The following is a 24,948-nucleotide window of genomic DNA, read 5'->3' as shown; positions in this document are numbered from 1 at the left end:
GGCCCGCTCAGGCGGAGTGTACGGCCTGACACTTGGGCAGACACCTGAGTGGGCAACCACAGAAGCATACATGCAAGAACCGTCCAGATCCGGAAACAGGTCTGGAAATGACGCACAGAGGTCATGCTTCCATCCTTTGGCCTTGGTCAGCACCTCGAAAGGCTATATCCAGCTCAAAGGTGCCCATGGGCGTCTCGATTGTCCGGCTGTGGACTCTGGAAAAACCAGCATTGAGAAGGGCATCGGCTATTTCTCCCTGATTGAAAGACATATCCTGCCCCTCCATGACCAGGGACAGTCGGGAAAGGACGGTCCGGGAGGGGCGGGTTCGGCCGTGGGTCAGCCCTTCGTGAAAACTGATGAATACGCCGTTCGGTTCCATTGCCTGGCGAACCCGTTTTAAAAAGTCCGTAAGGTTGCGTGCGTAGTAGAGGTTCAGACTGCTGAGGACGAGGTTGTACCCCTGCCCGAACGAGGTGTCGTTGTAGTTGCCGCCTATAACCTCTACACGTCTTTCCATGCTTGCCTTTCCAATTTCCTCCCTGGCGACATCCGCCACGGCGGGCAGGTCGAAGAGCACACCCTGCATGTGGGGGGTCCTGGACAGAATTTCCAGGCCGATTACTCCGGGACCGGAACCCAGGTCGAGCATACGGTGCATGTTTTCGACGCCGGGCAATTCGTCCACAATGTCAGCCAAAATATCGGCAGCTCCTGCCCTATGGTAATTTGCCAGGTATCGTGCCGAGCGTTTCCAATGTTCCGGGTCCTTAAGTTTTTTGTCCGGAGGAAGCTCCGGCCTGCCAGACCGGACCAGTTCCGTAAGCCTGTGAAGATTGCGATGCTGCAACTGCTTGAGTGAAATGAGCATTTCTCCCAGGTAGGTGGGGCTGGAGCGGAGCAGAAATGAGCGGGACAAGGGGGTATTGGCGTAGCTGCCCGTTTTTTTTTCCATCAATCCGGCGGCCGTGGCCGCATCAAGCAGGTAGATCAGATTGTCCTTGTCCAAATGCATCTGCAGGGCAAGCTCTTCCGGATTTCCATTTTTTTCAATGTGATCCGGCAGGTCCAGGCTGATGACCGTATCCAGCACTGCCATGTGCACAGGCCCTATCAGCATGTCCATGAGCGGTTTGAACGTGGGAAGGGAAGTTTCAGACTGCATGTTTAGAATCTCCAGGTTACGGTTACGCCTGCCGTCAGTGGGTCGCCGTCTTCAAGAAGCGTTGCGCCGGCCATGCTGCGGGACATTTTGTTGTAGTAGCGTGTATCAAACAGGTTGCGGCACCAGACGGCTACGTCGAAGGTGTCTTCCACATAGCCGACGCGCAGGTTGTACAATTGGTATTCGCCCTGGCTCAGCGTGTTTGACGCATCAAAGTATTGCTTGCCGAAACCGGCCATGTCGGCCCGTACATACATGCCGGAGGAATGGGTATATGTGGCCCCCACGTTGTAGGTCGTTTCCGGCGCCCAGGGCATTTTTTTGCCCGAGTAGTCAACTTCGCGGCCGTTTTCCAACGCATCCCAATCGTCTATTTCCGAGGCTGCGTAGCCAAGGCCCGCATCGATTTGCAGGCCTTCGCAGGGCAGCAATACCAGCTCCAGTTCACCACCAGTGCTATGCGCCTTGGCCGCGTTGCGGATGCGCCATTCGGACATGCCGTACCCTTCCATAACCTGCTTGTCGTCGATTTGAATGTAGAACAACGCCAGGTTGGCAGTCAGACGATTGTCGAACCAGCTCGACTTCAGCCCGGTTTCGTAGTTGGTGCTGTGTTCCGGATCATAAGCGAGGTTATCGGAATTGGTGGCCATGTTATAGTTGTAGCCTCCGGCCAGATATCCCTGGCTCCATGTGGCGTAAGCCGTGACATTGGTCGTGAAATCATAGGCCAGCGAGAACTTGGGCAATACCTGGGAATCGTCCAGGGTGGCGTCGTATTCGTTGGTCGTCCTGCTGGTCTGCAGGGTTTGTGTTCCCTTGGAATATGTATTGTCCCAGCGCAGTCCCGCTGTCAGATGCAAATCCGGCAGTATGTTGTATGTGCCTTGTCCGAACAGTGCATATTCCTGGCCATCGATTTTGGTGCGGCGTTTGGCAGCCTTGGCTGCCATGCGAAGGTTGCGGTCAAATTCAACATCCATGTCTTCGGCATATCCGTAGGCTCCCATCAGCCAATCGAATCGTTCCCCCAAAGAAGAAGCCAGACGAAATTCCTGGGAGTAGGTGTCCTGGTCCATATCCAGGTAGGTGTGCCCGGTGGGAACGGGGGTGCGGTCCATGTCGAAGTGAAATTTTTTATTGAAACTGCGGTGTCCGCTAATTGAGGTCAGTTTGGTTCCGGCATGATCGTACTCGACCTTCAAGCCCTGCCCATATTCAGACTCTGTGGAAGAGTCCTTATAGTCCGTGCTGACTTCAAAGGGACCGGTTGCCGAAGTGCGCATTCTGTCCATGCCCAGGTTTCGTTCGCTGCCATCCAGAGTCAGGTTGATGTCCCAGTCCAGGTCCGGTGTCCACCGAAGGATGCTGCGCCAGCTGTCGATATCATTGTGGTCGGAAGTCTTGTCGTCCTGCATCTCGTTGGTCATGAACCCGTCGGTGCGAAACAGCAGCCCCGACAGGCCGAAATACAGCCGGTCCTCCGCTATCGGGCCGCTGAGGCTGGCGCCCAGCCTGTAGGTATTGTAGGTGCCACCTTCGGCCAGCAGTTTGGCGCGGAAGTCGTTGTCCGGTTTTTTGAAAACCACATTGATGACGCCGGATTCGCTGTTGCGTCCGTACAGCGTTCCCTGGGGGCCGCGCAGGAACTCAATGCGCTCCACGTCGAAAAGCATTTGGTTTTGCATGTAGTTGAGCGAGTACGCCATGTCGTCAATGTACAGTCCAGCCGGACCGGTCATGGATGTGTCGAAGGCGGATATACCTCGGATAATGGGTGAATCTCCCGACCCCGTCTTTTTCATGTAGACGTTCGGAACCAGCCGGGTGGCTTCCTGAAGATCGCGTACGCCGCTTTCTTCAAGGGTAGAGGAGGAGAGCACGGAGATGCCGGCCGGGACATCTTGCAGGCTGGTTTCGCGTTTGGTTGCGGTAACCGTGATTTGGTTCATCTGATGGGTTGCCTGCGTGGCATTGTCTTGTTTTTTTCTGACACTGGCTTCGTTGGAATCGGCTCTGGCTGGGCTGATAGCCACGGGGAGCAACGTCAGGACGGTCAGAAGGATGGCAAGTCCGATCTGTACGGCTGGGAGTGTTGGAAGAAGTCGCTGAAACTGGGGCATGGTATTCTCCTTGAAAACAGATGGCCGAAGGCTTTTCCGGCGGTCCGGAAAAGGGTGTTCAGAGGAGAATTTCTACCCGGAGGAGAGAGGATGTACTATTCCTTGCGGAAGAAAAGTTTGTCCGTAAAGAATTTTGTTGTGTGCAAGCAGGCTCAGCCCGCCTTGCGTCCTTTGGCGTGAAGGCATTCCTTGGGTGTCATGCCGAATCTGTTGGCAAAAGCACGGCTGAAGTGGCTGAGGCTTGTGTAGCCAATGGTCAGAGCGGCCTGGGTCACGTTGTGCTCGCCCGATTCAAGCAGCTTCCGGGCCTTGTCTAGCCGGTAGGCGCGGAAGTAACCGAACACGGAACTGTCGAACACCAGTCTGAACCCTTGTTTGAGTTTGTTGGTGTTCAGACCGACGTGTCCCGCCAGTTCGCTAATGGATGGCGGGTTTTCCAGGTCGGTGAGCAAACGGTCACGGGCATCTTGGATGCGGCGTCTATCCGACGCAGTCAAGAAAATAGTATTGGGGCGCGGGGCGGCGTGTGAACGAATGTAATCGTCCAGCTGGTAACTGAGCAGTTCCAGGGTCTTGCTTTCCAAAAACATGGACCGCATGGGACCTGTATAGGTGCAGTCGAGAATTTGGGTCAGGAGGAAACGTTTTGTAGGGGTATCCCGGCCCTGCCAGTAAAGCCAGGAGTCCTTCGGCTTGTTCAGTACGGCCTGGAGGCGGGCGGGGAGGGGCTGGCCTTGCATGTATTGGGCAAGAACGTCCGGGGCCGCCATGATGCTCACCATACGCAGAGTATCGTCCGCCCTGTGGGAGATACAACCGGCAGAATCGGGAAGGTACCGGATGCCGTTGCTTCCGCTTACATGGTGGATGCTTTGGTGTTCCATGGCACCTTGGGTGTAGACGCAGAGGTTGGCCCCACGGACGAGAAAACCGAACAACACAGGAGCTTCGCGGATGTAGAAACTGGTGCGGGCCGTGGTGGGCGTTTCGCTTGTGCGGATGGCAAGAACCAGCCCCGGGCGGAAGCGGTACGTATTGGTTTTGTAGCTGTTGAGCGTTGTATCGCCAGTGTGTTCGTCAATACTGCATTCGACCATGGAATCGGGGCATTTGGCGCCGGGCTGGTCGGGATGCATGGAAATGGTGCAGCGTGTCGCTGGAATTGTATTTTGCATGAACATGTTTGAACACCAGGGAAGAATAGGGTGCAGGTATTACAAAGATTTTTACGGTAGATAGATTTATTGAAAAAGATTGTCAATATCATTTGTATTTTAAGAATCACAGCTCACAAAAAAAGAGGAACGCTCACACGTCCCTCTTTTATGTTCCTATGATTCGTTCCGCTAGCAGGAGCAGGAGCCGCCGCACCCACCTGCAGTGGAGCAGGAACCGCCGCCCATCTGAAGGCTGGAATCAATCTGAAAGCCCATGTATGTCATGTCCACGGACAAAGGCTGGGCTTGGGTGTACAGGTCTTTTTCCATCACAAAGGTGAAGCCGCCTGTTTCGACAACTTCGTCTGTGTCTGCCGGCTCATCCAGAGCCAGTTGAAGTTTGGGGCCTGCTCAGCCACCGGATGACAGGAAAATCCGGATGGGGGATTTTTCCTTGTCGCTGAAGTACTTTTCCAGCTGCTCTTTGGCAGTATCGGTCAGTTGAATCATTTTTTCCTCCAAAGAAGTGATGAGTATATTAGGTAGGTATAGGTTGTGATTTTGTCAATGAGTTACTCGTTTACTATAGATAAGACTGATACTAAAGATAGGTTGTTTCTTTGGAGAGAGGAAAACAGAGCCAGGTTCGGCCGGCTTGATGATTGCGTGCTACGGCCGGCTGCCGTATAGTCGGACAAAATTCATTTGAAGAGGATGCAAAGTGAACACAAATATTCTTGCGGACGAAAAGGACATTGCCTGGATGCTGGAGGAACTTGCCGAGAAAGTTCATGCGCGGCATGACGATTTGTCCGAACTCGCCATTATCGGCATCCAGCGCCGAGGGGCCGATTTGGCCGAAAGGCTCAAGACTATTTTGGATGAAAAAGTTTCCGGAAAGGGGACCAAGGTGCCCCTGGGAAAACTCGACATAAATCTGTACCGCGACGACTGGACAAGCCTGTCAGTGCAGCCGCAGATTCAATGCACGGAAATTCCTTTTGAACTGGAAGACTACGTGGTGCTTTTGGTTGATGACGTCTTGTTCACAGGACGCACCACCCGTAGCGGGCTGGAGGCCATCCTCGATTACGGGCGTCCCCGGCGTGTCGAATTGCTGGCTTTGGTGGACAGAGGCAACCGCGAACTTCCCATCCAGCCCGACTATACGGGGCTGGAAGTTTCGACCAAGCCTGAAGATCATGTGGATGTTCATCTAAGAGAACGGGACGGGCAGGACAGGATAACTTTGGTCGTTACCTAGGGGGGCGACCTTTCTTTGCAGAAACTGCCAACAGACAGTTCAGGCTGCTGACAAAGGCACGATAGCGTCGTTGCCTCAAAAAACTCAATCCCTCGCGTATCAGGAAATACGCGTCAGCCTTGAGTTTTTCTTACGCCTCGCTTTCGCACCTTTTTGAGCAGCCTGGAAGATTTAACTTTGTAATCAATCTAAACTGCCAACAGGCAGTTATTATATCCCTTCGGATTTCAATCTTATCGGGTTGTGTTGTCTCGCTCTTGGGTCATCGCGGCTATTGTTCTGGAAAGGGCTTGGCTAATAGTGTCTGCCATTTCCAGTAATTCTTCTTCGGTGGCCGGTTGTACCCGGGGCTTCATTTCTTCTGCGACATTGCGCAGATAAACAGCGCCTAATGTACCTGAAGAGCCAAGTAGGGAATGAAGCAGGTCGGCCAGTTTTTCTCTGTCCGACTTTTTTTTCATGCCATCGAGTCCTTCCGCCCATAACTGGGACTGTTCTATAAATTTTTCCCGCATCTGCTTCAAAATATTTTTGTTGTCCATCAAAGCCGTCAATGCCGCCGGTGTATCAAGTATTGGGGGTTCCTCAGGTGCCGGACCCTCAGTGGCTGGCTGCCTTTTTCCGAGTGGAGCGAATGTATTTAAAATGCGGAAAAGTTCTTTTTGATCAACGGGCTTGGCAATGTGAGCGTTCATGCCTTTGTCGAGAAAGCGCTGGCGTTCGTGAGCCATGGCGTGAGCGGTGAGCGCAATGATCGGAATGTCCCGGTAGGGCGCGCCGGATGTTCGGATGAGTTGGGTCGTCTCAATACCGTCCAATAGTGGCATCTGGATATCCATAAGTATGAGATCGAATTCTTTTTCTTGCAGCATGCTCAGGGCCTGCCTGCCGTTTTCCGCTTCTTCTACCTCCATCCCAGCCTGCCTGAGCAGGTCGGTGGCAAAGAGCCGGTTGACGGCGTTGTCTTCCGCCAAAAGTACGCGCAATCCCAGCAGCCCTTGAGAATTCAACCGAACTTCCGGCTTTGTTTCCTTCTCTTCCGAGGCAGTTGCTTCGGGTAAGGGAAGAATGAGTTCGAATGTGGAGCCGCCTCCTTCCCTGTTTGTGGCGATGAGACTGCCATCCATAAGAACGGCCAGTCTTTTGCTGATTGCCAGCCCCAGGCCCGTGCCTCCAAATTGGCGTGTCAATGAGCCGTCTTCCTGGGAAAAACTATCGAAAATCGTCTGGAGATTTTTGGGGTTGATTCCTATGCCGGTGTCGTCCACAGCAAAAGAGTAGCGCTGGGCACCTGTTTTGCTAAACTCGAAAGATGGGGCCACGCGCAGGCGTACGGAACCTTCTAATGTAAATTTTATGGCATTTCCTACCAGATTTACCAAAATTTGGCCGAGACGGCCTGGATCGCCGTGGAGTTTGGCCGGTACGGCTTCATCAACAATGATTTCAAAATCAAGCCCTTTGCGTTTGGCTTGCAGGCCAAGACTTCGGAGATTTGAATCGAGTACTTCCTGCAATGAAAAATCCACGGGGTCGATTTTCATCCGGTTGGCCTCGATTTTGGAAAAATCCAAAACGTCGTTGATGATGTTCATCAGGGAGTGGGCCGACTGCAGGGCAGCCTTGACGTATTTATTTTGGCGTTCATCCAGAGGGGTTTCGGAGAGCATTTCCGTCATGCCAATAACTCCGCCTAAAGGGGTGCGGATTTCATGGCTCATGTTGGCCAGGAATTGGCTTTTGGTTTTGGCCGATTCCTCTGCCGTTTCTTTTGCCTTGCGCAACGCCTCCATCTGTTTTTTCTGGTCGGTAACATCACGGGCCAGCCCATAAATATGGGCGGGATGCCTTTGCTCGCCTTTTTTCAGCTTGAAATATAAAGAAATCCAACGTGTTTTATTTGAACGCTGAAGTTGCAGATCGAAGAAATGGATATCGTCATGTTCCGACAGCTGTCGGTAAAGTTTGGGAAGGTCCAATTCCGGCATGAGTGTTTCGATGGAAGGAGGGTTTTCAGGATCAAGCGGGGTGCTATCCGCCATGGCGATCAGCTTGCGGAAGGCGGGGTTGCATTCCAGAAGTGCTCCGTTAAGGGTTATTTTGAACACGCCATAGTCCATGTATTCAAAGATGGATCGGAACGCTTCCCTGCTGGCACACCATTCATTTTCCGAGATGCGGCGGCGGAGTATCTCCTCTTTCAATTCATGATTTCTATTTTCCATAAACAGGTAATAGTTGTGCATCTCGTTTGCCATGCCCAGAAGGGCTATTTTCATATTCTCCCACTCATCCTTTCTTTCAAATGCAACGTCAGGAGGAAAACTGCCTTCGGTTACCGAGACGATTCCCGAGTGCATTTGGCGCATGGGGGTCGTCACATGGCGTCTGATGGTTCGGGTGAAGAATGAAAAGGCAAGAACAGCGAGAAGTGCCGAAAGGCCGACGATTGACAGGCTGGCGACAAGCATTTTTTGCTGGACCTGTGCAAGAAGCTTGGCACCTTGCCCGGCTGCTTGTTCATCGAGTTTTTCCAATGAGCGCGCCAAATGCGCGCGAGAGGTCAGCAGAGTATTGAAGCGCTCAAGCGTCATGGCCTGATTTTGCCAGAGGGCGTGTTGTGTCTGGATATATTTATTTACCAATGGCTGCAGTTGTGAAGCATCGACTTCCGGGATATCGGCCAATAGCTCCGCAAGGCGGCTGGTGTGATTTTCCAACCGAGTGAGCAAGGGAATAATGTGTTTTTTCTTGTTGGGAGGATTACCTACCAGCGGGGCTCGTTCCAAAAGAGGGCGTAGCCGTTCGATAGCCAGCAGCGTCTGCCAGCTTTGTTGTAATTCCGTAATGACTTCTTCGTGTTGATGTTGCTCGGCAAGCGGCCCTTTTTTAGTGTTTTGAGCAATCGCTGTACTTAAAAGATTAAGTTCTGCCTGGATGTTGTTTGCACGCCCGTTTGCATTGGTAATGTCCTGTAAAAGAAGGGAGCATTGGGCGAACATTGTTTGCAGGTTGGCATCAAACAATACAATAACTTCGCGGAGCTTCGGCTCATTGACCTGTTCAAGCAGGGTTTGCAAAGCAGCGTGGAGAAGGTCTTGATTTTCCGAAAAAATTCCGGGGATGTCTCCATTGGAAAATTGCATAAGGGCAAGGTTGGCATCGGACATGATGGAAGAGATGTGACGTGATAGCCTGGTGTGCTGCAGCAATTGTTCTGTTTCCTGCGAGTACATCTGCGTCAGGGCCGGTTTCAGCCGCAGGTAGCCAGTAACAGCTCCTCCCATGAGCAGTGCGAATGCTCCCCAAAGGAAAAGATGTGAAATCATAAGACGGCAGGAAAGTCGTCTGAAGCATGAGGAAAAGGGATGGTTCACTGTGTCTCCATACACCATTTGTGCAGCACAGTATGCAACCGGGGCTTAAAAAAAATGGGTTTGTAACCCCGCGGAAAGACGATCATGCCAGTAATTGCTACTGTACGTAGGACTATTCTGCCCGCTTCTTTGAGTGTATTATATTTTTGATTGAATAAGAATAAAAAAAGGCGGAACTGGGATTCCAGTTCCGCCTTTTCACATGGTGTCGGTAACGTTCAGGACTGTTCGTTTTTATGGCCAAGTATGTCCTTGAACTCTTCTCCATATATTTTGAGCATGGCGATGACGAAACTCAGGATGAGTGGACCGTACAGTATGCCCAGGGGACCGAAAACCTTCACACCGCCTATGACAGCAAAGAAAATGTAAAAGAGAGATACTCGTGCCGCGTCGCGCATGAACAGTGGGCGCAGAAACGTGTCTATTTGAACGACGATGATGAGGAACCAGCCCGCCAGGAACAAGGAAGCCTTCCACTCGCCGATGAGAGCCAGATAGATGGATGCCGGAAGCCAGATAAGGCCTGTTCCGAAGACGGGCACCAGGGATGTGAAGGCCACCATGGCTCCCCAGAACAGAGCCGGAATACCGACGATGGCAAGGCCGATGCCACCCACTATCCCCTGGAGTGCAGCCACCAGCAGGCCTCCAACCAGAACCGCCTTGGAAATATTCCGCAGGCTGTCCAAAATGGCTTCGGACTGGGCTTCCCGCAGAGGAACCAGGTATTTGATCTTGGCGACCATGAGGGGGCCATCTTTGAGGATGTAGAACAGAATGAAGATCATCAGCAGGAAGCGCAAACTGAGCGACATGATGTTGCCGAGGATAACGGTGCTGAATGAAAGCAGGTGTTGGCCTGTTGCCTGGGAAAGGGCAACAAGTTTTCCCTGCAGATCCAGGCTGTTGAGGTCCAGAAAGGGCAGCCTTTGCTTGAGCCACATGATGTAGGGATCGAGCCCCCCGTGGTCGAGAAGCGAACTCAGGTCGTTGGTGCGAACCCACTGGTTGATTCGTGAAAGCGTGTCCACTCCTTGCCCCACAAGTCCGGTAAGGAAGAGTATGGCCGGGATGAGGATGCAGAACACGATGATGAGCACTACAATGATTGCAGCTGGAATGGAACGATCGGCCAGCCGGGTACGGATTTTTTTGTACAACGGATGGAAGACCGCAGCCAGCACAATTGCCACGATTATGGTGTGAAGGAAAGGATTGACGACCAGGTAGACCAGATACAGGGAGAAAAGCAGAAGCAACACGGGAAACCACGAATAAAATTCGTCTCCGTGCAATGATCTGCCGAGCTGTTCCTTGAACCGTTTCATCGGGCTGCTCCTGTTGCGGCAGATGGCTTTCGGCTGACAGCCGGTCTCCAGGTGGATAGTTGTTCCGGTTGGATGTCCTTGACCGTGAGGTCGATTGAATCCACTCCGTGAAAGGTATTGATTTTGGGCGTGAAAGCCACACGTATTTTCTGCTTTTCCAATCCGCTGCCCCAGGTTTCGGCCATGCGCCATGCCTTGGCGCGCAGGGTCCGGCCAGATGCTTCATCACGCAGTTGGAGCATGAGATGCCCTTGGCCGAAATGGCTGGCCTTGACCACGGTTACAGCTGGCGAAGCAAAGACCGGCTCCGGGTTTCCCATGCCAAAAGGCTGCATGCATTCAATTTCTTTCAGCAGGGCCAAGTCTATATGGGCGAAAGAAAGCTCCGCGTCCAGCTTGAGCGTCGGCGCCAGGGGCTTGTCTCCAATCTGTTCTGCCACGGCCTCGCTGAAATGTGATCTGAGGGCGCCGAGTTTATCCGGAGCCAGCTGCAGGCCCGCAGCCTGCTTATGTCCCCCAAATCCTTTCAGCACATCACTGCACTGCACAAGGGCCTCATAGAGGTTGACTTCGGTTATGGACCGCCCCGAACCTTTTATTTCACCATTTTCCTGGGTAAGGATAAGGGTGGGGCGGTAGAATTTTTCCACAACACGGGAGGCCACGATTCCGATTACGCCCTGGTGCCAGGACGGATCGAAAAGAACCAGACCGGGATTGCCGAGTTGGCTTTCGGCCTGACGCATGGCTTCATCCGTGGTTTCTTCTTCCACCCGTTTGCGCTCTTCGTTCATGCTATCCAGAGTTTGAGCAAGAGGCCATGCGGTCTCCCTGTCCGGGGCCAGCAGGAGGTCCAGAGCGTCACCGGCCTTGCCCAGCCTGCCCGCCGCATTAATACGGGGGGCCAGTCCGAAAACTATTTGTCCCGCTCCAAGGGCGGCGTTTCCCTGGTGTCCGGCCACGGTTTTGAGTGCAAAAATTCCGGGACGCTTTGCTTCTTTGATGAGGAGCATGCCGTTTTTGCAGAGAATGCGGTTGATTCCTTGCAATTTGACCACGTCGGCCAGAGTTCCGAGGGCGACAAGGTCCAGGAACTGACGCATGTCGAGCGCCTGCCCAGGCAACAGCCTGTTGACCGCAGCCATAAGAAAGAAAGCAACACCTACTCCTGCCAGATCTTGGCAGGGGCATTCACCAAGCTGTGGATTGCAGATGGCTTCTGCCGGAGGCAGGGTTGCCGACGGCAGATGGTGGTCGGAAACAACCACTTCCATTCCAAGCTCCACGGCACGCTGGATGGGGTCATGGCTGGTGATGCCGCAATCCACGGTAAGCAGCAGGCGTACGCCTTGTTCGTACAGCTTGTCGATATGGCCGGAATTCAGGCCGTAGCCTTCCTCCATGCGGTTGGGAATATGGCAGGTGGCCTCTATGCCCCGCTGACGCATGAAGTCCAGCACCAGGGTGGAAGAGGTTACGCCGTCCACGTCGTAATCACCCCACACGGCGAAGGATTTTCCATCCTTCAAACCCTGGGCAAGAACTTCGGCTGCCTTTGTCAGTCCCGGAATGGCATCGGGACGGCACAGATGGCTCAACCCCGGCGTAAGATACACGTCCATTTCGGATGGGGCAGTTACTCCCCGGTTTCTGAGAAGATTTACCGTGAGTTCGGAAACGCCGAGTTTACTGGCTATGGCCGAGGTATCGAGCAGAGCGGAGCCTTCTGGCTCCGCTCTGAATGTCCAATGCTTGCGCATGGTGGCTCCTGGAAAGACTGTCAGATCGGCAGGCAGGAAATGAAATGGTCGAAATGTGTGTCGTCAAGGGCATCCTGCGCTGCCTGTTGCGCCGATTCGTTGCCGACTTTAAGAGCCTTGATAAGTACCTCGCAGCCGTCGCTGGCTGGAAAATCGTCCAGTACGGAATGGATGAGTCCGTCTGAAAGGCCGATAAGCAGTGCTTCGGTTTGGTACTCCGGAGCCAGCTCCGGGTTGTGGTGCCAGTTTACCGGCTCGCTGAGCTGTGCAGGAAGTTTCCATGCCCGCAAAACAAGTCCGCCCACGACCCCATGGTCCAGCCCCCAATATAAATCCTCGGCCCGGCAGGGGGCGAGGTTCTTTTCGGAAATCAGGTGCAGTATGGCCGTGTAGTCGTCCCAGGAGTGGATGGCGGTGATGAGCTTTCCCATGTCATGGAGCAGGCCGGCTGTAAATGCCGTATCCGGGTCCACGCCAGCTTCCGGGGCCAGAATTCGGGCAGCCGTCGCTACCTGGAACTGATGTTTCCAGTAATCCTTCATGGAAAAATCGGCAGAGGGTGGGAGCGAAGCGGACAGTCCCTGAACTCCCAGCGCCAGGACGATGTTTTTGATTTCCTTGACTCCGAGCACCGTTGCAGCGCGGGAAACGGAAGTTACCTGGCTTTGCAGACCGTAGAATGCGGAGTTGGCAACAGTGAGGATGCGGGCAGAGAGCCCCTGGTCCTGACTTATGGTTTGGGCGATATCGTTGAGAGAAGCATACGAACCGTCCGAAGTCTGGCGGAAAAGCGCCTTGAATACTTCCGGGGAAAAGGGCAAGTCGTGCCGCAGATTGGAAAGTCTGGCCAGAAAGCTCTGGCCTCTTTCGAAGTTCATTACAACTCCAGCTTGTGTGAAGTCTCAGGGACGGTTTTTTCTTTTTTCCCGTTGCTCTTGGCAGATCCTCCCCCGGAAGCGGCTCTGGAGCCGTTGCCTGTTTTTGAGGCGGACCCGGGGTATTCCTCGGAAATATATTTTTTGCGGTGCAGATAGTCCCAAAACTGCCGTACTTCCTCCATTTCGGAGTTGAGTTTGACAGCTTTCTTCAGATTATCGACACATTTTCGGATATCGCCTTTTTCATAATAAGCTCTGGCAATATTGCAGTAAAGATGTTCGTCCTGCTGGGTGAGTTTAAGAGCCCGTTCGTAATATTCGATGGCTTGGTCGAACATGCGGTTCTTGCGCAGGTTTATGCCGAAGTCGTTGAAAAGGTGCTTGTGTTCTTTTTCAAAGGCGGCATCCAACTTGACCAGACGTTCGAAAATATCGTTAGCCTTTCCCTTTTCTCCCCGGTCCATGTAGGTGAGCCCCAGGCCGAAGTTGGCGCGAACGTTTTCTTCGTCCACCTTGACGGCTTGGCCGAATTCAAACTCGGCACTGTAGGACGCACCTTGTTTTCTGTGTTTTTCCCCACGTTCTATGGTCTGGGTCAGTTCTTTCATTTTGGGAAAGACCGTGGTGACGTAGAATTCGGGTTCGGGAGAAAATTTTTGCAGGAAATCGTCTTTGGAAACTTTTCGCTTGGGCCCCGAAGGAATGTAATTTCGGTTCAGAGGCTGAATTTCCAAACTGCCTTCATCCAATTCCTGTGCATGCCAGTAGGTCTTTTGAATCGTCCGCCGTGTGGTGGTGCCCGTACCGACCTTGACGACGGATTGGGTGGAAAAGATGCCTTTGATCTTTTCGCTGGAAAGCGTGCTCGAAGGGTGGGCAGAGGGCCTTTTCCCTGATCCTCCCTTGGGCGGCGTGTACTTCATATCGACCATGGCATCCCCTTAGTTCATGGCGTGCAGAAATGCCTCTGCTGCTTGTATGGGGTCGTCAGCCTTGGTGATGGGGCGTCCCACAACCAAGTAATCGGACCCGTCGCGCACCGCATTTCCCGGAGTGCTTACCCGGGCCTGATCGTCATCTGCTTTTCCCATGCGTATGCCGGGGGTGAGGCAGACAAATGCGGGCGGTGCGCTTTTTTTCATCAACGCTACTTCTAACGCGGAACAAACAACTCCGTCCAGTCCGGCCGTCATGGCTATTTTCGCCAGATTGGTCGCCGCCTGGGAGGCATTGCTTCCATATACGGACGTGGCTTCGGCGTCATCGAGGCTGGTCAGAGCGGTTACACCCAACAGAATGGGACCGCTGTTTTCTGGTGTGGCAATATCTTTTTTGGCCCGGACTGCGGCCTGGAGCATCTTTTCCCCACCCGAACAGTGCAGCGTAAGCATGTCGGCTCCGCTTGCAGCTGCCGTACACACAGCCCCGTATACGGTGTTGGGAATATCGTGAAATTTGAGGTCAAGGAAGACGTTGGTCCCCATGTCCTTGATTTGCCTGACAATGGAGGGACCAGCCTTGCAAAAAAGTTCCAGACCAATTTTCATCCAGGGGACCCGGCCGTCCAGTTGTTTGACGAGTGCCAGGGCAGGGGCGGCTTCGGGAAAATCGAGTGCGACGACGAGTTCGGCCATGTTCAGCTCCAGGTTTCCATAATGGAGGGGACAAGTCCGGGGGCCGCCTCCGGGGTCAGTTTGCAGGCAAGGTAAACGGCCCGTAGCTGGGCGTAGGCTATTTCCAGGTCGTCATTGACTATCAGGTAATTGAAATCCGGGGCGGCTTCGAGTTCCTTCCGAGCATTTTCCAGACGTTTTTCAATGGTTTTTGCGTCATCGGTCCCACGGTTCGCCAGCCGTTGCAGCAGCGCCTGACGCGACGGGGGCAGCAGAAAAACGTAACAGCCGTGGGGCATGCGTTGGCGGATCTGCCGCGCACCCTGCACATCGATATCGAACAGGAGGTCGAAACCGGCATTCAACTTCTTGTGCACCTCGTCCATGGGGGTGCCGTAGAAATTGCCGTGTACTTCAGCCCATTCAACGAATTTACCAGTGTTGCGCATGGCCAGGAATTCATTGCGGGTTATGAAGTGGTAATCTTTTCCGTCAACTTCTCCGGTACGTGGTTCCCGGGTTGTGCAGGATACAGAAAAGCGCAGGTTGGGGAATTCCTCCATGAGGCGGTGGACCAACGTGCTTTTGCCCGTTCCCGACGGTGCGCAGAGTACAAAAAAATGCCCAGTGGCGTTGGCTGGAATCATGCAGTTTCTCCGTCAATGCCCATACGTTGAGTAATAGTTTCCGCCTGAATTGCGGAAAGGACCACGTGGTTGGAGTCGAGAATGATTATGGACCGGGTTTTTCGTCCCTGGGTCGCGTCGATAAGGCGTCCTTCCTTGCGCGCGTCTTCACGGAGCCTGCGCATGGGAGAAGAGGCCGGGTTCACGATCGCGATAACTCGCGTGGCTATCAGGTAGTTTCCAAAGCCGATGCTGAAAAGGCCGGGCTTGCGTCCGCTTTTGGATGGCTTGCCCTCGGCCGGGGCTATTCCAGATTTTGAACTTGTTCCCTGCATTTTTCCAGTTCCGTTTTAAAGTCCACGACGATTGCGGAAATATCGCTGTTCTGGGCCTTGTTGCCACAGGTATTGATTTCGCGAAAGGTCTCCTGGATAAGAAAATCAAGCCGTTTCCCGCTCTCTCCGCCTTTGGCCAGAACCTTGCCGATGCGTTTGAGGTGTGCGCCCAGGCGCGTCAGCTCTTCCGATACATCGATGCGGTCAGTCAAAATGACAGTTTCCTGAAGCATGCGATCCTCGGAATATTCCGCACCCATGGCGTCGAGCATGCTTTTGACCCGTTCTTTGAGCTGGGCGAGCTTTTCCTCGCGGATTAAGGGAATCTGCTCTTCTATTTTCGCCAGGTAGCCTTCCAATGTGGCGAGGCGTGCCTGCAGGTCATCCAATGTGGCCTTGCCTTCCTGCATGCGGGAGGTATCCCAGGCGGTCAGCGCCTGCTCCAGGGCCTTGGCGATATCTCCGGCCAGGTTGGGATCGGGGTCGCCACCTACATCCTGCCACAGCATGGACATGTTCAAAAGCCTGTTGAGGTCGGGAGCGTACGCCAAGCTGCGGTCATCGGCGAATGAGGCCATCTGGTCCAGCATGGAAGCCGCCATAGTGCGGTTGAAGGTCAGACCGACCATGTCCGCACTGTTGATCTGCACATTGAGAAACAGATCAACACGTCCCCGCGAGGCAAAGCGCCGTACGACCTTTTCCCATGATGCCTCAAGACTGCGCAAAAAAGCGGGGGTACGCCATTTGGTGTCGAGAAAGCGGGAGTTGACGCTTTTGACTTCCCAGGCCACGGCCCAGTCGCCGCCGTTTGCCTCTGCGCGACCAAAACCCGTCATGCTTTTGATCATATATTCTCCTTGGCAGGCCTTCTTTTGGCCTCCGTTTTTGTGTTGTTGAACTGCATATTTTTTCCCCGACTCAGATTGCCCGAACCAGCAAGGTCTGTTCGTTGCCCGGCGAAGGGCTCAATGGTTGTGCGGCAACCAGCTTTCCAATGTGTGCATCGGAAGCAGGAGACTGAAATATGCACTCTATATAGTATTGGTTCATGCCGCGGGCTGGAGCGCTTTTTTCCAAAGCGACTTCAACCCTGTCCAATGCATTAAGTTTATTGATGAAGTTCGTCTTTTTACGGGAAATCATATCCCGAAGGCGTTTGGCCCGTACCTTCTTCTCCGTCTGGGAAACGGTTTGCTCCATGTCTGCGGCCACGGTTCCTGGCCGTATAGAGTACGGGAAAACATGGGCATAGGAAAGCGGAAGACCGCGTGCAGCTTCAAAAGTTTCCTGAAAATTTTCTTCGGTTTCTCCGGGAAAACCACAAATAAAGTCTGCGCCCAAGGCATAGACCGGCCAGATGGCCTCCAAAGCGTTCAGAAAATCGTGGATCCCCCGCACATCGTAAGTTTTTCGGCCCATGCGGCGCAGTACTTCGGGAGCCAAACTTTGCAGCGACAGATGCAGATGAGGGCAGACCATGGGGGATGCGGCCAGAGTTTGTAGTGCCTTCTCTTTCATTTTTCCCGTAATCTGAGCCGGGTATAAGGATGAAAGACGAAAGCGAACCTTGCCAAGATATTCTGCTGCATAGCGTTCATTGAGCAGTTGCAGCAGGTCCCACATGTCGTTGACATGGGCGGATTTTTCGTCCCGTCCATACTGGGACAGGTTGATGCCGCTTATGGTAATTTCGCCGAATCCATTGTTTATCAGGCGGTCCGTTTCCGCAAGTATCTCCTCAAGTGGGCGGCTTTTGGCTTCGCCTCTTGCAAGAGGAATGATGCAATAGGTGCACCGGTGGGAGCATCCGTCCTGAATTTTGAGGACGGCACGGCCTCGTTCATAATCACTAATCCGGAAATCGTCCTTTGGACGAAAATCCGGGAGTGTCACATGCGTCCTGTCGCCTTCGATGCTGCCTGGATGGGGCGGGCCAGTCAAAAGCGTGGTTTTGGAGGATTGTGAAACGAATTCCACTTGGGCTGTCAGATCCCCCAGCCCGTTCCTGTCAGATTCGGCTGCACATCCCGTAACGATGATTCGGGCCTGGGGATTGGCGCGCATGGCTTTTCTTACCGTGGTGCGTACGTCGCGGAGTGCTCCTGCCGTTACAGCACAGGAATTCACCAGCAGAATGTCTGCTTGTGAAGCGTCGTCCGTGGGGTGCCAGCCAGTCCGTTGCCATGCTTCGCGTATGGCCTGGCTTTCGTATTGGTTGATCTTGCAGCCCAGGGTAATAATACAGAATTGGTGTTTCATACGTGGGGTGGACATGTACATTGTACCTGCGGCCTAGGCAAGTTGGTGAAATACGGTCAAAGGCAATGTTTGTTGCGGCTGGAGTCTGAAGGCTTCCCGTGCCGTGTTTGGAAGTTGGCAGGGAAAAGCAAAAAGCCCGACCAGGGCCGGGCTTTGAAGGACTGAAGATCTTTGATGAATTGACGTAACGGCTGCTGCTCCAAAAACATTCAGCTTGTTTCTGCAGATTGCTCCGGAAAAATCGTCTCAAGGCTGGAAACCAGATCGTGGCGTATCCTGCTCTTGGATATGACGGATGTGGCTCCCATCTGAAGGGCGATGTCCAGACAGCGTTCCGGGGAGTACATTCCCCCACCACTGGAAAAAGCGACGATTTTGGCTTCGGGGTCTCGGCGACGGATATCCATGATCAGTTCAAGGCCATCCATCTCCGGCATGAAGATATCTGTAATGAGAACATCCACGCCCCCCTCCAGGTATATTTTGAGCGCTCTTTTGCCGTTTTCTGCTGTGAGGACTTGGTAATGGCTTCGCTTGAGGAGAGTTTCTATTAAGGCGAGGGTGGCTAGGTTGTCATCGCAGACAAGTGCTTTGATCTGACTCATTTCAAAGCCTCCCTAGGTTGCGGTTTGCCAGATGAAAATGCGATGTCTTTGGGGATTCGGATTAAGGTCTCTTCTCCCCGTTCGACTAAACCAATTATAAGGTCCCCCCTTGTGAGGACAAGTAGGGAAAGTGTGTATTTGTTCTTTTTCCTGCGAAAAAGATCGGAAATAGACCCGTCCCGTTATGCGTGAGGGATGCAGGAGCGGTTGCGGCTATAAGGATTTTAAAGAGCGCGTCGGCCAGCTCTTTTTTCCAAAGCCTTGTAAAATTCTCCCTCTGATATGGATACGGAATTGAGTAATATTTGTCCGCGTTGTTTGCGGTCACTTATTTCCGTTCGTTCGTCGGCAGTGGCTAAAAAAAGTTTGGTGGTGGCTGGGTCGTAAATGTAGGGATGTCCGTCACATTCGAAATATCGCAGTTTTCTGCTCGGCATCATGGGCACTGTTTGCTCCTTTCAGGGCTGCTGGCGGCTTTTTGGGTGCGACCGGGCACGCACATAAGCAATCATTTCAGTTTAAGGCCGAAGGTGTCTTTTTTTATCCAGACGACGGTTCCCTGCCTTGTGGTGACGAACTCCTGGAAAGAATCCGGGTAGATATCCAGATGCATGGTGTCGCCGACGTGAAGCTCTGAAACTCTGTCCGGGTTGAGCACGGAAAATTTCATCCCCCCGATACTGGCATCGTCCATACGACAAAGCAGGCATTCCGCCTGGTTCTGACGCAGGACACACATATTAGACCCAACGGGAAGGCGTGGTGTACTGCGCCTGTCTCGAGGGTCCGTGCGTTGCATTGGGGCTCTCCATCGGTTGGATTAGATTCTGGGTAGATTTTAGTATGAAATATGTTTTGGAGCAAGGAAAATGGGTTTCAGGACGGGTGTATGAACGGGGAAATGTTTGCAACCTGCTTGCTTATCAAAGAAAAAGTAGATTTGTCTTACGCGTGGGAGTTTCAACTCAACAAGGGAAAAAGCAAGGTGATACTGGTTCCTGGAGGCGACTGAATATGCATCTCCGCATTGAGCTGTTCTGCCAATGTGGTTACGAGCTGGAGTCCCAACGTAGGCGCGCAGCAGTAGTTTTCCCCCCGTATGTTTGGCGGGAGGCCCTGTCCGTCGTCGGAAACGCTAAAGTGGGCATAGCCGTCGGAGTGCGGTTTGATTTGTACCTCAACGTTGCCGCTTGAATGGCCGGGAAAGGCGTGCTTGAAGGCATTGGTCAGCAGTTCATTGAGCAGGAGTCCCAAAGGAACAGCTTGGTCCACACTCAGAAGAAATTCTTCTTTTGGGGTGCTTATGTGGATTTTTTCGTTGGGTACGCTGTAGCTGGTCAGCAAGTGGCTGGCGATCGTCTGTATATATTCGGTAAAATTGATGCTGCTCAAATCGTTCGAGCCATAGAGCTTTTCATGGACCAGTGCCATTGACCGGATTCTGTTTTGGCTTTCAATGAACAGTTCTGCATCCTGGGGATGTTTAAGGCCTCCAACCTGCAGCCTGAGCAGGCTTGATATGATTTGCAGATTATTTTTGACTCTATGATGGATTTCTTTCAGCAGGGTTTCTTTTTCCTTGAGTGATGCTTTGACCTGCCGATCAGAGATGACGGATTCCGTGATGTCCTCGAACTGGACCACGAGTTCGCCGGTTGTCAGCATATAAATGGAATAGTCCCTCCACCCTTGGCGGCGTCCGTCCTTGTAGAAGCATTCCGGGAGATGAACAGGCTGTCCTGTTTTTTCTACGCGTTTGAGTGCGTGGAGCACACCGTATTTGCCCGCAGCGGGAATGGCCCATTGTAATGGACGAAACAGAAGTTTGTCCCTGTTTTTGGAGAGCAGGCGCAATGCAGCCGGGTTGACGTCGGTGATGATGAAATCTGGCTTTTCTTGTCTGGGACGCAACAAGATGACTCCCTGTTGCATGTTGGTGAACATCTCACGGAATCTGGACCGACTATCGGACAGGGCTTGGGCAGCCAGCTTGCTTTCTGTGATGTCCAGGACTGTAAAGATGAACCGGGTTTCACCGACATCGTTTGTGAGTTTGGACGAACTGAGGATGACGTCGAGCAGACTGCCGTTTTTGGTTATCATACGGGTTTCAACGGAACCCCGTCCGTGTATTTTTATCATCGGGTGTTTTACCCGTCCCACCCGCTCGTATTCGTCTTCGTCCGGATAAAGTATACGGGCGCTTTGTCCCAGCAGTTCCTCTTCTGTACGGCCCAAGAGGTCTTGCAGGCGTTGGTTTGTCCAGCCCAGAATACGATTTTCGACTAACCCGATGCCAATGGGAGCGGCACTGACAATGCCATCCAACGTAGCTTCGCGTTCCTTGAGCTGCCGTTCCATGGTCTGCTTTGCCCGCAATACGGCTCGCTGCCGCATGGTCTGCTCCGCCATCTCGGAAAGCTGTTCGGCTATGGAACTCAGGGCTTCGGCTTTTTTAGCAAATTCCTTTCGGGAGAGAGAAGCTGTCTGTTCCCAGATTTTCGTTATTTTTTCGTCCTCCGGGCTCAGAGGAGCGTTCCCATCGTGCAACAAAGGATTCGGCGCGCCTTTTTCCCGGACCTGTCCTATTATCCAGATGCCGATAAGTTTTTTGCCTACGTGGATGGCCACGCTGCATCGAAGAAGTCCGGTTGCGGGGCATACTATGTCTATTGTTTCTCCAGGAGAAGGGAGGCGCTGCATATGGACGCAAACATGTCCGTCAGCGTCTATGGATTCCTGGCAATAGTCGGTGAAATTGCTTGGCTGGGTAAGTAGTTCTCCCTGTGGCGTGACGATGACGGAGCCGACCCCCGCAGCCAGGGAAAAGGCATCCTGGAATTTTTGAATGAGGCGTATGTCGAAAAGAGATGCGAATGCCAGCTTGCTTTGAGGATTAACCTCGCCTGCAAGCTGGCTGTCCTGAAGGGCTTTGGGGTGTTGTTCCGACATTTTTTCTCCAAAGGAGAGGTGACGAAAATTTAGCTACTTTGGGCTGAGCCTGCAAAATAAGAAGTTTTAGGTCTTGATCGTGGAGGCGCATGCGTTGTTATGCACCAATCCGTAATTAGGTCTACAAAACAATATACGAAAATTTGATTTTTTTGTCTTGCGTTGTGTGGCCTGAGTGGAAAGCCCTTTGATGATGCTTTAAGCAGTCTGGGGCAATGCTGCTTTTCGGGTGCCGGAGAATTTGTATAGTAGGCATACCAGAAAATTTCGTGAATATGTGCAACGTGTTGTAAAATTATAAGCCGAATTTTCAACTAAATATCTTATTGAGCTTGCTCCAAAATGGTCGTCAAGCTACTGTTGAGTTCAATTTTGCTGTTGAAAGAACAGGAGAGGGCATGAGATCACTTTTTCAACATTTAGGACGTCCTCACCAGCCGGGAGAAGGGGGCCCCCCGCTTTGGTTACGGGTGGCTTTGCCCATAAGCGTTACGCTTTTACTTTTTTTGGCAGCCATATTTTTGGTTTATCTGCCTGCCTTTCGTGACAGCCTTTTTGTCCAGCGCAAACAGGCCGTTCGCGACCTGACTATTGTGGGCGAACACGTGTTGATGTTTTATTTCTCGCAGGAAGAAGAGGGATTGCTGACGAGGCAGGAAGCTCAGCAGTTGGCATTGAAGGAACTTCAGGCTTTTCGGTACGGCCCGACAGGAGAGGATTATTATTGGGTTCAGGATTATGACGGCCTGATTTTGATGCATCCCTTTCGGCTGGACCTGGTCGGGACAAATCAGATCAACATGCGAGATTATAAGGGGAATTTGATTTTTGCGGATTTTATTACATCCACGGAAGACAACGGAAGCGCATTTGTCGATTATTATTGGCAAAAAGGAAGCGATTCGAGCCGTATTGAATACAAGCTTTCTTTTGTTAAGCGTTTTGTGCCCTGGAAGTGGATAATTGGAACAGGGATGTATGTTGGAGATGTTGAAGCCCTTGTACAGAAACACGTACAAAAGATTATGGGGATAACATCTCTGATCTTTTTGATTTTTTTTCTTATGGCAGTGCTGACCGTATTCCAGGGCGTCATGGCCGGACGTCGCATTCGGGACAGCGAGGCCAGGCTGCGTTCGATTTTTGATCAGACCTTTCATTTTATTGGCTATCTGGACCTTCATGGAAATTTGCTTTCAGTAAACAAGCCAGCATTGGATTTTGTCGGGGTGGAGCTTGAAGACGTCTCCAATAGGTCGCTTTCGGATTCGCCGTGGTGGCAGAACAGCAACATTTCAAAGGATTTTCTCAAATCGGCGGTTGCCAAAGCCGCCAAGGGAGAGACAGCTCGTTTTGACACAGAAATGTCTGACAGAGACGGATCTGTTAGGCAGTTTGCCATTTCCATAAAGCCGGTGCGCGACAGCTTGGGGCACATTGTCAATATTCTTGCTGAGGGCAGCGATATTACAGAACTTAAGACGGCCCAGGCCGAGTTGAAGAGACTGAACCAGGAGCTTGAAGAGAGAGTGCAGGGCAGGACAAAACAGCTGCGGGATTCCCTGGAAACGCTACAAAAGGCGCAGGGTCAGCTTGTGGAAGCGGAAAAAATGGCTTCCTTGGGGGGGCTTGTGGCTGGAGTTGCGCATGAGATCAACACGCCACTCGGCCTTGGAGTGACTTCCATTTCCTTTTTGGAGGAAAAGATGGATTGGCTGGAAAAGGCATATTCCACCAATACCATGAAGCGGTCCGACCTGGACAAATTTCTTCATACGGCCCGGGAGGCGGTCAACTCGTCCATGTTCAATTTGCGGCGGGCAGCGCAGCTTATCCAGAGTTTCAAACAGGTGGCTGTGGATCAGACCTCTGAGGCTCTGCGAGAATTCGATGTAAAGGACTATCTCGAGGAGGTCCTGACCAGTCTTCGTCCCAAGTACAAGCGCACCAACCATCATGTTGTCCTGTCAGGCGATAGCGGAATCAAAATGATGAGCTACCCAGGCGCACTTACGCAGGTGATTGCCAACCTGTTGGTAAATTCGCTTTTGCATGGCTTTGACGGCATAGAGAGTGGGGAAATAAGCATTTCCGTTTCCAAACAGGACAAAGATGTTGTCATTGTTTTCGCTGACAATGGGCATGGAATGACCGAAGAACAGCGAACGAAAATTTTCGAACCATTTTTTACCACGCGCAGGGGCCAGGGCGGTTCTGGGCTGGGCATGCACATAGTATATAACCTTATCCATCAAAAGCTCGGCGGGACAATTTATTGTGAAAGCCAGCCGGAAAAAGGAGCGGTTTTTACCATACGCGTTCCTGCCGACCTGGGCGCCAACGGAGTAAACCATGGTTGATGGTGGCGAAGATCTTCTTTTTGCCGAAGAAGGGCCCGAGGATGGTTTTTCTGCGGTCAGACCATGGAAGATTCTGATAGTGGATGATGAAGTCGATGTGCATTCCGTGACGAAACTGGTCTTGGATGAGGTTACTTTCGAAGGGCGGGGCCTGGAATTTCTCAACGCTTATTCTGGCAGTGAGGCCCGGGAAATGATGGGACTGCACGACGACATCTGCGTGGTTCTTCTTGATGTTGTCATGGAGTCCATGCACGAGGGACTCGAGGTCGCCCGCTTCATACGTGAAGATTTGGCAAATAGCCGGGTGCGTATCATCCTCAGGACCGGGCAACCGGGACAGGCTCCGGAGCGCAAGGTAATTACCGAACTTGATATCAACGATTACAAGCAGAAGGCCGAACTTTCTTCCACAAAACTTTATACTTCTGTTATTACGGCACTTCGTTCCTACAGGGATATTCGTATTATCGAGGAAAATCGAAAGGCCTTGGAAAATATGGCGCTTTCCGTGGCGCATCAGGTGCGTAACCGGCTTATTTCCATTTCCGGATTTACCAATCTGGCCATGAAAAAGGGGCGAAGCCATGAATGCAAAGTGGATGAATATCTGGGGCCGGTGATTGAAGAATCCAGGATTTTGGAAGGAATAGTGCTGGCGGTTTCCTCGTATGCTTCTTTGCCTGCTCCCAAAATGCGTCGTCTGCCTCTGTGGCCGGTTGTTGAGCAGTGTGTTGCGGAATTGAGGCAGCGATATCCGGACCGGACGTTGGAGCTCCACAAGGAAGCACAGGTGGAGGGCTTTGAGGCGGTTATGGATGGTACGTTGGCTCAGCGTTGTTTTGTTGAGTTGGGGAGTAATGCATTTGATTTCAGCCGTGAGCAGGATGGTCCTGTCTTGCTGAAGCTGAAGTCAGACGGAAAATGTTGCTCGCTGAGTTTTATTGATAAGGGGGACGGGATGAAAGAGGGCGTCCAGTCTTTTATTTTCGATCCTTTTTACACCACCAAGGTTCGTGGGGTCGGAATGGGGTTGGCCGTTGTCGATCGGCTTGTCAGGGAGCATCGATGGGAGCTGGAAATATCCAGTGTGCCGGGCAAAGGGACTACGGCGCAGGTACACATCCCGTTGATCTAGCG

General features: G+C 52.4%; 20 protein-coding genes. 3 read left to right on the top strand and 17 right to left on the bottom strand.

Annotation, left to right across the window (positions count from 1 at the left end):
• Nucleotides 1-121 precede the first annotated feature (121 nt).
• The 4 genes from ACI0FJ_RS05490 to ACI0FJ_RS05475 all read right to left on the bottom strand — a co-directional run bounded on the left by ACI0FJ_RS05490 (nt 122) and on the right by ACI0FJ_RS05475 (nt 4,955).
• Nucleotides 122-1,165, bottom strand: a complete 1,044-nt coding sequence (locus ACI0FJ_RS05490; RefSeq protein ID WP_424300084.1) for a methyltransferase — start codon at nt 1,163-1,165, stop codon at nt 122-124.
• A gap of 2 nt (nt 1,166-1,167) precedes the next feature.
• Nucleotides 1,168-3,288 carry a TonB-dependent receptor gene (locus ACI0FJ_RS05485; protein WP_424300081.1) on the bottom strand — a complete coding sequence of 707 codons (2,121 nt, stop codon included), beginning with the start codon at nt 3,286-3,288 and terminating at the stop codon, nt 1,168-1,170.
• A 152-nt stretch (nt 3,289-3,440) separates the two neighbouring features.
• Nucleotides 3,441-4,469 carry a helix-turn-helix transcriptional regulator gene (locus tag ACI0FJ_RS05480; protein ID WP_424300078.1) on the bottom strand — a complete coding sequence of 343 codons (1,029 nt, stop codon included), beginning with the start codon at nt 4,467-4,469 and terminating at the stop codon, nt 3,441-3,443.
• Nucleotides 4,470-4,634: 165 nt separating this feature from the next.
• Nucleotides 4,635-4,955 (bottom strand): IscA/HesB family protein, encoded by a 321-nt coding sequence (locus ACI0FJ_RS05475; RefSeq protein ID WP_424300075.1) that lies wholly within the window; start codon nt 4,953-4,955, stop codon nt 4,635-4,637.
• 211 nt (nt 4,956-5,166) lie between these two features.
• On the opposite strand from ACI0FJ_RS05475, the gene pyrR reads away from it, so the two are divergent.
• Nucleotides 5,167-5,709 carry a bifunctional pyr operon transcriptional regulator/uracil phosphoribosyltransferase PyrR gene (pyrR, locus tag ACI0FJ_RS05470; protein ID WP_424300072.1) on the top strand — a complete coding sequence of 181 codons (543 nt, stop codon included), beginning with the start codon at nt 5,167-5,169 and terminating at the stop codon, nt 5,707-5,709.
• Nucleotides 5,710-5,942: 233 nt separating this feature from the next.
• Here pyrR and ACI0FJ_RS05465 read toward each other — a convergent pair whose 3' ends face one another.
• The 13 genes from ACI0FJ_RS05465 to ACI0FJ_RS05405 all read right to left on the bottom strand — a co-directional run bounded on the left by ACI0FJ_RS05465 (nt 5,943) and on the right by ACI0FJ_RS05405 (nt 21,448).
• Nucleotides 5,943-9,086, bottom strand: a complete 3,144-nt coding sequence (locus ACI0FJ_RS05465) for a response regulator (RefSeq protein WP_424300069.1) — start codon at nt 9,084-9,086, stop codon at nt 5,943-5,945.
• Nucleotides 9,087-9,304: 218 nt separating this feature from the next.
• Nucleotides 9,305-10,417, bottom strand: a complete 1,113-nt coding sequence (locus tag ACI0FJ_RS05460) for an AI-2E family transporter (protein WP_424300066.1) — start codon at nt 10,415-10,417, stop codon at nt 9,305-9,307.
• A complete protein-coding gene (recJ, locus tag ACI0FJ_RS05455) occupies nt 10,414-12,177 on the bottom strand; it encodes a single-stranded-DNA-specific exonuclease RecJ (protein WP_424300063.1) in 1,764 nt (587 codons plus the stop codon). Before recJ ends, ACI0FJ_RS05460 begins: the two co-directional genes overlap by 4 nt.
• 20 nt (nt 12,178-12,197) lie before the next feature.
• A complete protein-coding gene (locus tag ACI0FJ_RS05450; RefSeq protein ID WP_424300060.1) occupies nt 12,198-13,055 on the bottom strand; it encodes an HDOD domain-containing protein in 858 nt (285 codons plus the stop codon).
• Nucleotides 13,055-13,987, bottom strand: a complete 933-nt coding sequence (locus ACI0FJ_RS05445) for a tetratricopeptide repeat protein (RefSeq protein ID WP_424300057.1) — start codon at nt 13,985-13,987, stop codon at nt 13,055-13,057. The genes ACI0FJ_RS05450 and ACI0FJ_RS05445 overlap by 1 nt, the downstream gene beginning before the upstream one ends.
• Before the next feature lie 9 nt (nt 13,988-13,996).
• The gene (gene pyrF / locus ACI0FJ_RS05440; RefSeq protein WP_424300054.1) at nt 13,997-14,689 is read right to left on the bottom strand and encodes an orotidine-5'-phosphate decarboxylase; all 693 of its coding nucleotides are present in this window, start codon (nt 14,687-14,689) and stop codon (nt 13,997-13,999) included.
• Between the two features lie 2 nt (nt 14,690-14,691).
• A complete protein-coding gene (gmk, locus tag ACI0FJ_RS05435) occupies nt 14,692-15,312 on the bottom strand; it encodes a guanylate kinase (protein ID WP_424306498.1) in 621 nt (206 codons plus the stop codon).
• On the bottom strand, nt 15,312-15,629 hold the full coding sequence (locus tag ACI0FJ_RS05430; protein WP_424300051.1) for a DUF370 domain-containing protein: 318 nt from the start codon (nt 15,627-15,629) through the stop codon (nt 15,312-15,314). Before ACI0FJ_RS05430 ends, gmk begins: the two co-directional genes overlap by 1 nt.
• Complete coding sequence (locus tag ACI0FJ_RS05425; RefSeq protein ID WP_424300048.1) at nt 15,599-16,480, bottom strand: YicC/YloC family endoribonuclease; 882 nt, start codon at nt 16,478-16,480, stop codon at nt 15,599-15,601. The genes ACI0FJ_RS05430 and ACI0FJ_RS05425 overlap by 31 nt, the downstream gene beginning before the upstream one ends.
• A gap of 70 nt (nt 16,481-16,550) precedes the next feature.
• The gene (locus tag ACI0FJ_RS05420) at nt 16,551-17,906 is read right to left on the bottom strand and encodes a MiaB/RimO family radical SAM methylthiotransferase (protein WP_424300045.1); all 1,356 of its coding nucleotides are present in this window, start codon (nt 17,904-17,906) and stop codon (nt 16,551-16,553) included.
• 194 nt (nt 17,907-18,100) lie between these two features.
• Nucleotides 18,101-18,496 (bottom strand): response regulator, encoded by a 396-nt coding sequence (locus ACI0FJ_RS05415; RefSeq protein WP_424300042.1) that lies wholly within the window; start codon nt 18,494-18,496, stop codon nt 18,101-18,103.
• A 508-nt stretch (nt 18,497-19,004) separates the two neighbouring features.
• Nucleotides 19,005-19,295, bottom strand: a complete 291-nt coding sequence (locus ACI0FJ_RS05410; RefSeq protein WP_424300039.1) for a PilZ domain-containing protein — start codon at nt 19,293-19,295, stop codon at nt 19,005-19,007.
• Between the two features lie 161 nt (nt 19,296-19,456).
• A complete protein-coding gene (locus tag ACI0FJ_RS05405; RefSeq protein WP_424300036.1) occupies nt 19,457-21,448 on the bottom strand; it encodes a histidine kinase dimerization/phosphoacceptor domain -containing protein in 1,992 nt (663 codons plus the stop codon).
• A 521-nt stretch (nt 21,449-21,969) separates the two neighbouring features.
• On the opposite strand from ACI0FJ_RS05405, the gene ACI0FJ_RS05400 reads away from it, so the two are divergent.
• Nucleotides 21,970-23,808, top strand: coding sequence for a cache domain-containing protein (locus ACI0FJ_RS05400; RefSeq protein WP_424300033.1), 1,839 nt, complete (start codon nt 21,970-21,972; stop codon nt 23,806-23,808).
• Entirely contained in the window at nt 23,801-24,946 is a 1,146-nt protein-coding gene (locus tag ACI0FJ_RS05395) for an ATP-binding protein (protein WP_424300030.1), read from the top strand. The genes ACI0FJ_RS05400 and ACI0FJ_RS05395 overlap by 8 nt, the downstream gene beginning before the upstream one ends.
• Nucleotides 24,947-24,948: the final 2 nt, after the last annotated feature.

The sequence above is a fragment of the Desulfovibrio sp. 7SRBS1 genome, assembly GCF_049723905.1.
Taxonomy (GTDB): domain Bacteria; phylum Desulfobacterota; class Desulfovibrionia; order Desulfovibrionales; family Desulfovibrionaceae.
The sequence above is the reverse complement of the archived record's forward strand: the minus strand, read 5'-3'. Positions and strand labels throughout refer to the sequence as shown.

Bases quoted from the DNA above. Each gene is read 5' to 3' on its own strand.
- ACI0FJ_RS05425 (WP_424300048.1), bottom strand. From the start codon at position 16,480: ATGATCAAAAGCATGACGGGTTTTGGTCGCGCAGAGGCAAACGGCGGC.
- ACI0FJ_RS05485 (WP_424300081.1), bottom strand. From the start codon at position 3,288: ATGCCCCAGTTTCAGCGACTTCTTCCAACACTCCCAGCCGTACAGATC.
- ACI0FJ_RS05445 (WP_424300057.1), bottom strand. From the start codon at position 13,987: ATGGTCGATATGAAGTACACGCCGCCCAAGGGAGGATCAGGGAAAAGG.
- recJ (WP_424300063.1), bottom strand. From the start codon at position 12,177: ATGCGCAAGCATTGGACATTCAGAGCGGAGCCAGAAGGCTCCGCTCTG.
- ACI0FJ_RS05405 (WP_424300036.1), bottom strand. From the start codon at position 21,448: ATGTCGGAACAACACCCCAAAGCCCTTCAGGACAGCCAGCTTGCAGGC.
- ACI0FJ_RS05415 (WP_424300042.1), bottom strand. From the start codon at position 18,496: ATGAGTCAGATCAAAGCACTTGTCTGCGATGACAACCTAGCCACCCTC.
- pyrF (WP_424300054.1), bottom strand. From the start codon at position 14,689: ATGGCCGAACTCGTCGTCGCACTCGATTTTCCCGAAGCCGCCCCTGCC.
- ACI0FJ_RS05420 (WP_424300045.1), bottom strand. From the start codon at position 17,906: ATGTCCACCCCACGTATGAAACACCAATTCTGTATTATTACCCTGGGC.
- ACI0FJ_RS05450 (WP_424300060.1), bottom strand. From the start codon at position 13,055: ATGAACTTCGAAAGAGGCCAGAGCTTTCTGGCCAGACTTTCCAATCTG.
- ACI0FJ_RS05460 (WP_424300066.1), bottom strand. From the start codon at position 10,417: ATGAAACGGTTCAAGGAACAGCTCGGCAGATCATTGCACGGAGACGAA.
- ACI0FJ_RS05430 (WP_424300051.1), bottom strand. From the start codon at position 15,629: ATGCAGGGAACAAGTTCAAAATCTGGAATAGCCCCGGCCGAGGGCAAG.
- ACI0FJ_RS05480 (WP_424300078.1), bottom strand. From the start codon at position 4,469: ATGTTCATGCAAAATACAATTCCAGCGACACGCTGCACCATTTCCATG.
- ACI0FJ_RS05490 (WP_424300084.1), bottom strand. From the start codon at position 1,165: ATGCAGTCTGAAACTTCCCTTCCCACGTTCAAACCGCTCATGGACATG.
- ACI0FJ_RS05410 (WP_424300039.1), bottom strand. From the start codon at position 19,295: ATGCAACGCACGGACCCTCGAGACAGGCGCAGTACACCACGCCTTCCC.
- ACI0FJ_RS05395 (WP_424300030.1), top strand. From the start codon at position 23,801: ATGGTTGATGGTGGCGAAGATCTTCTTTTTGCCGAAGAAGGGCCCGAG.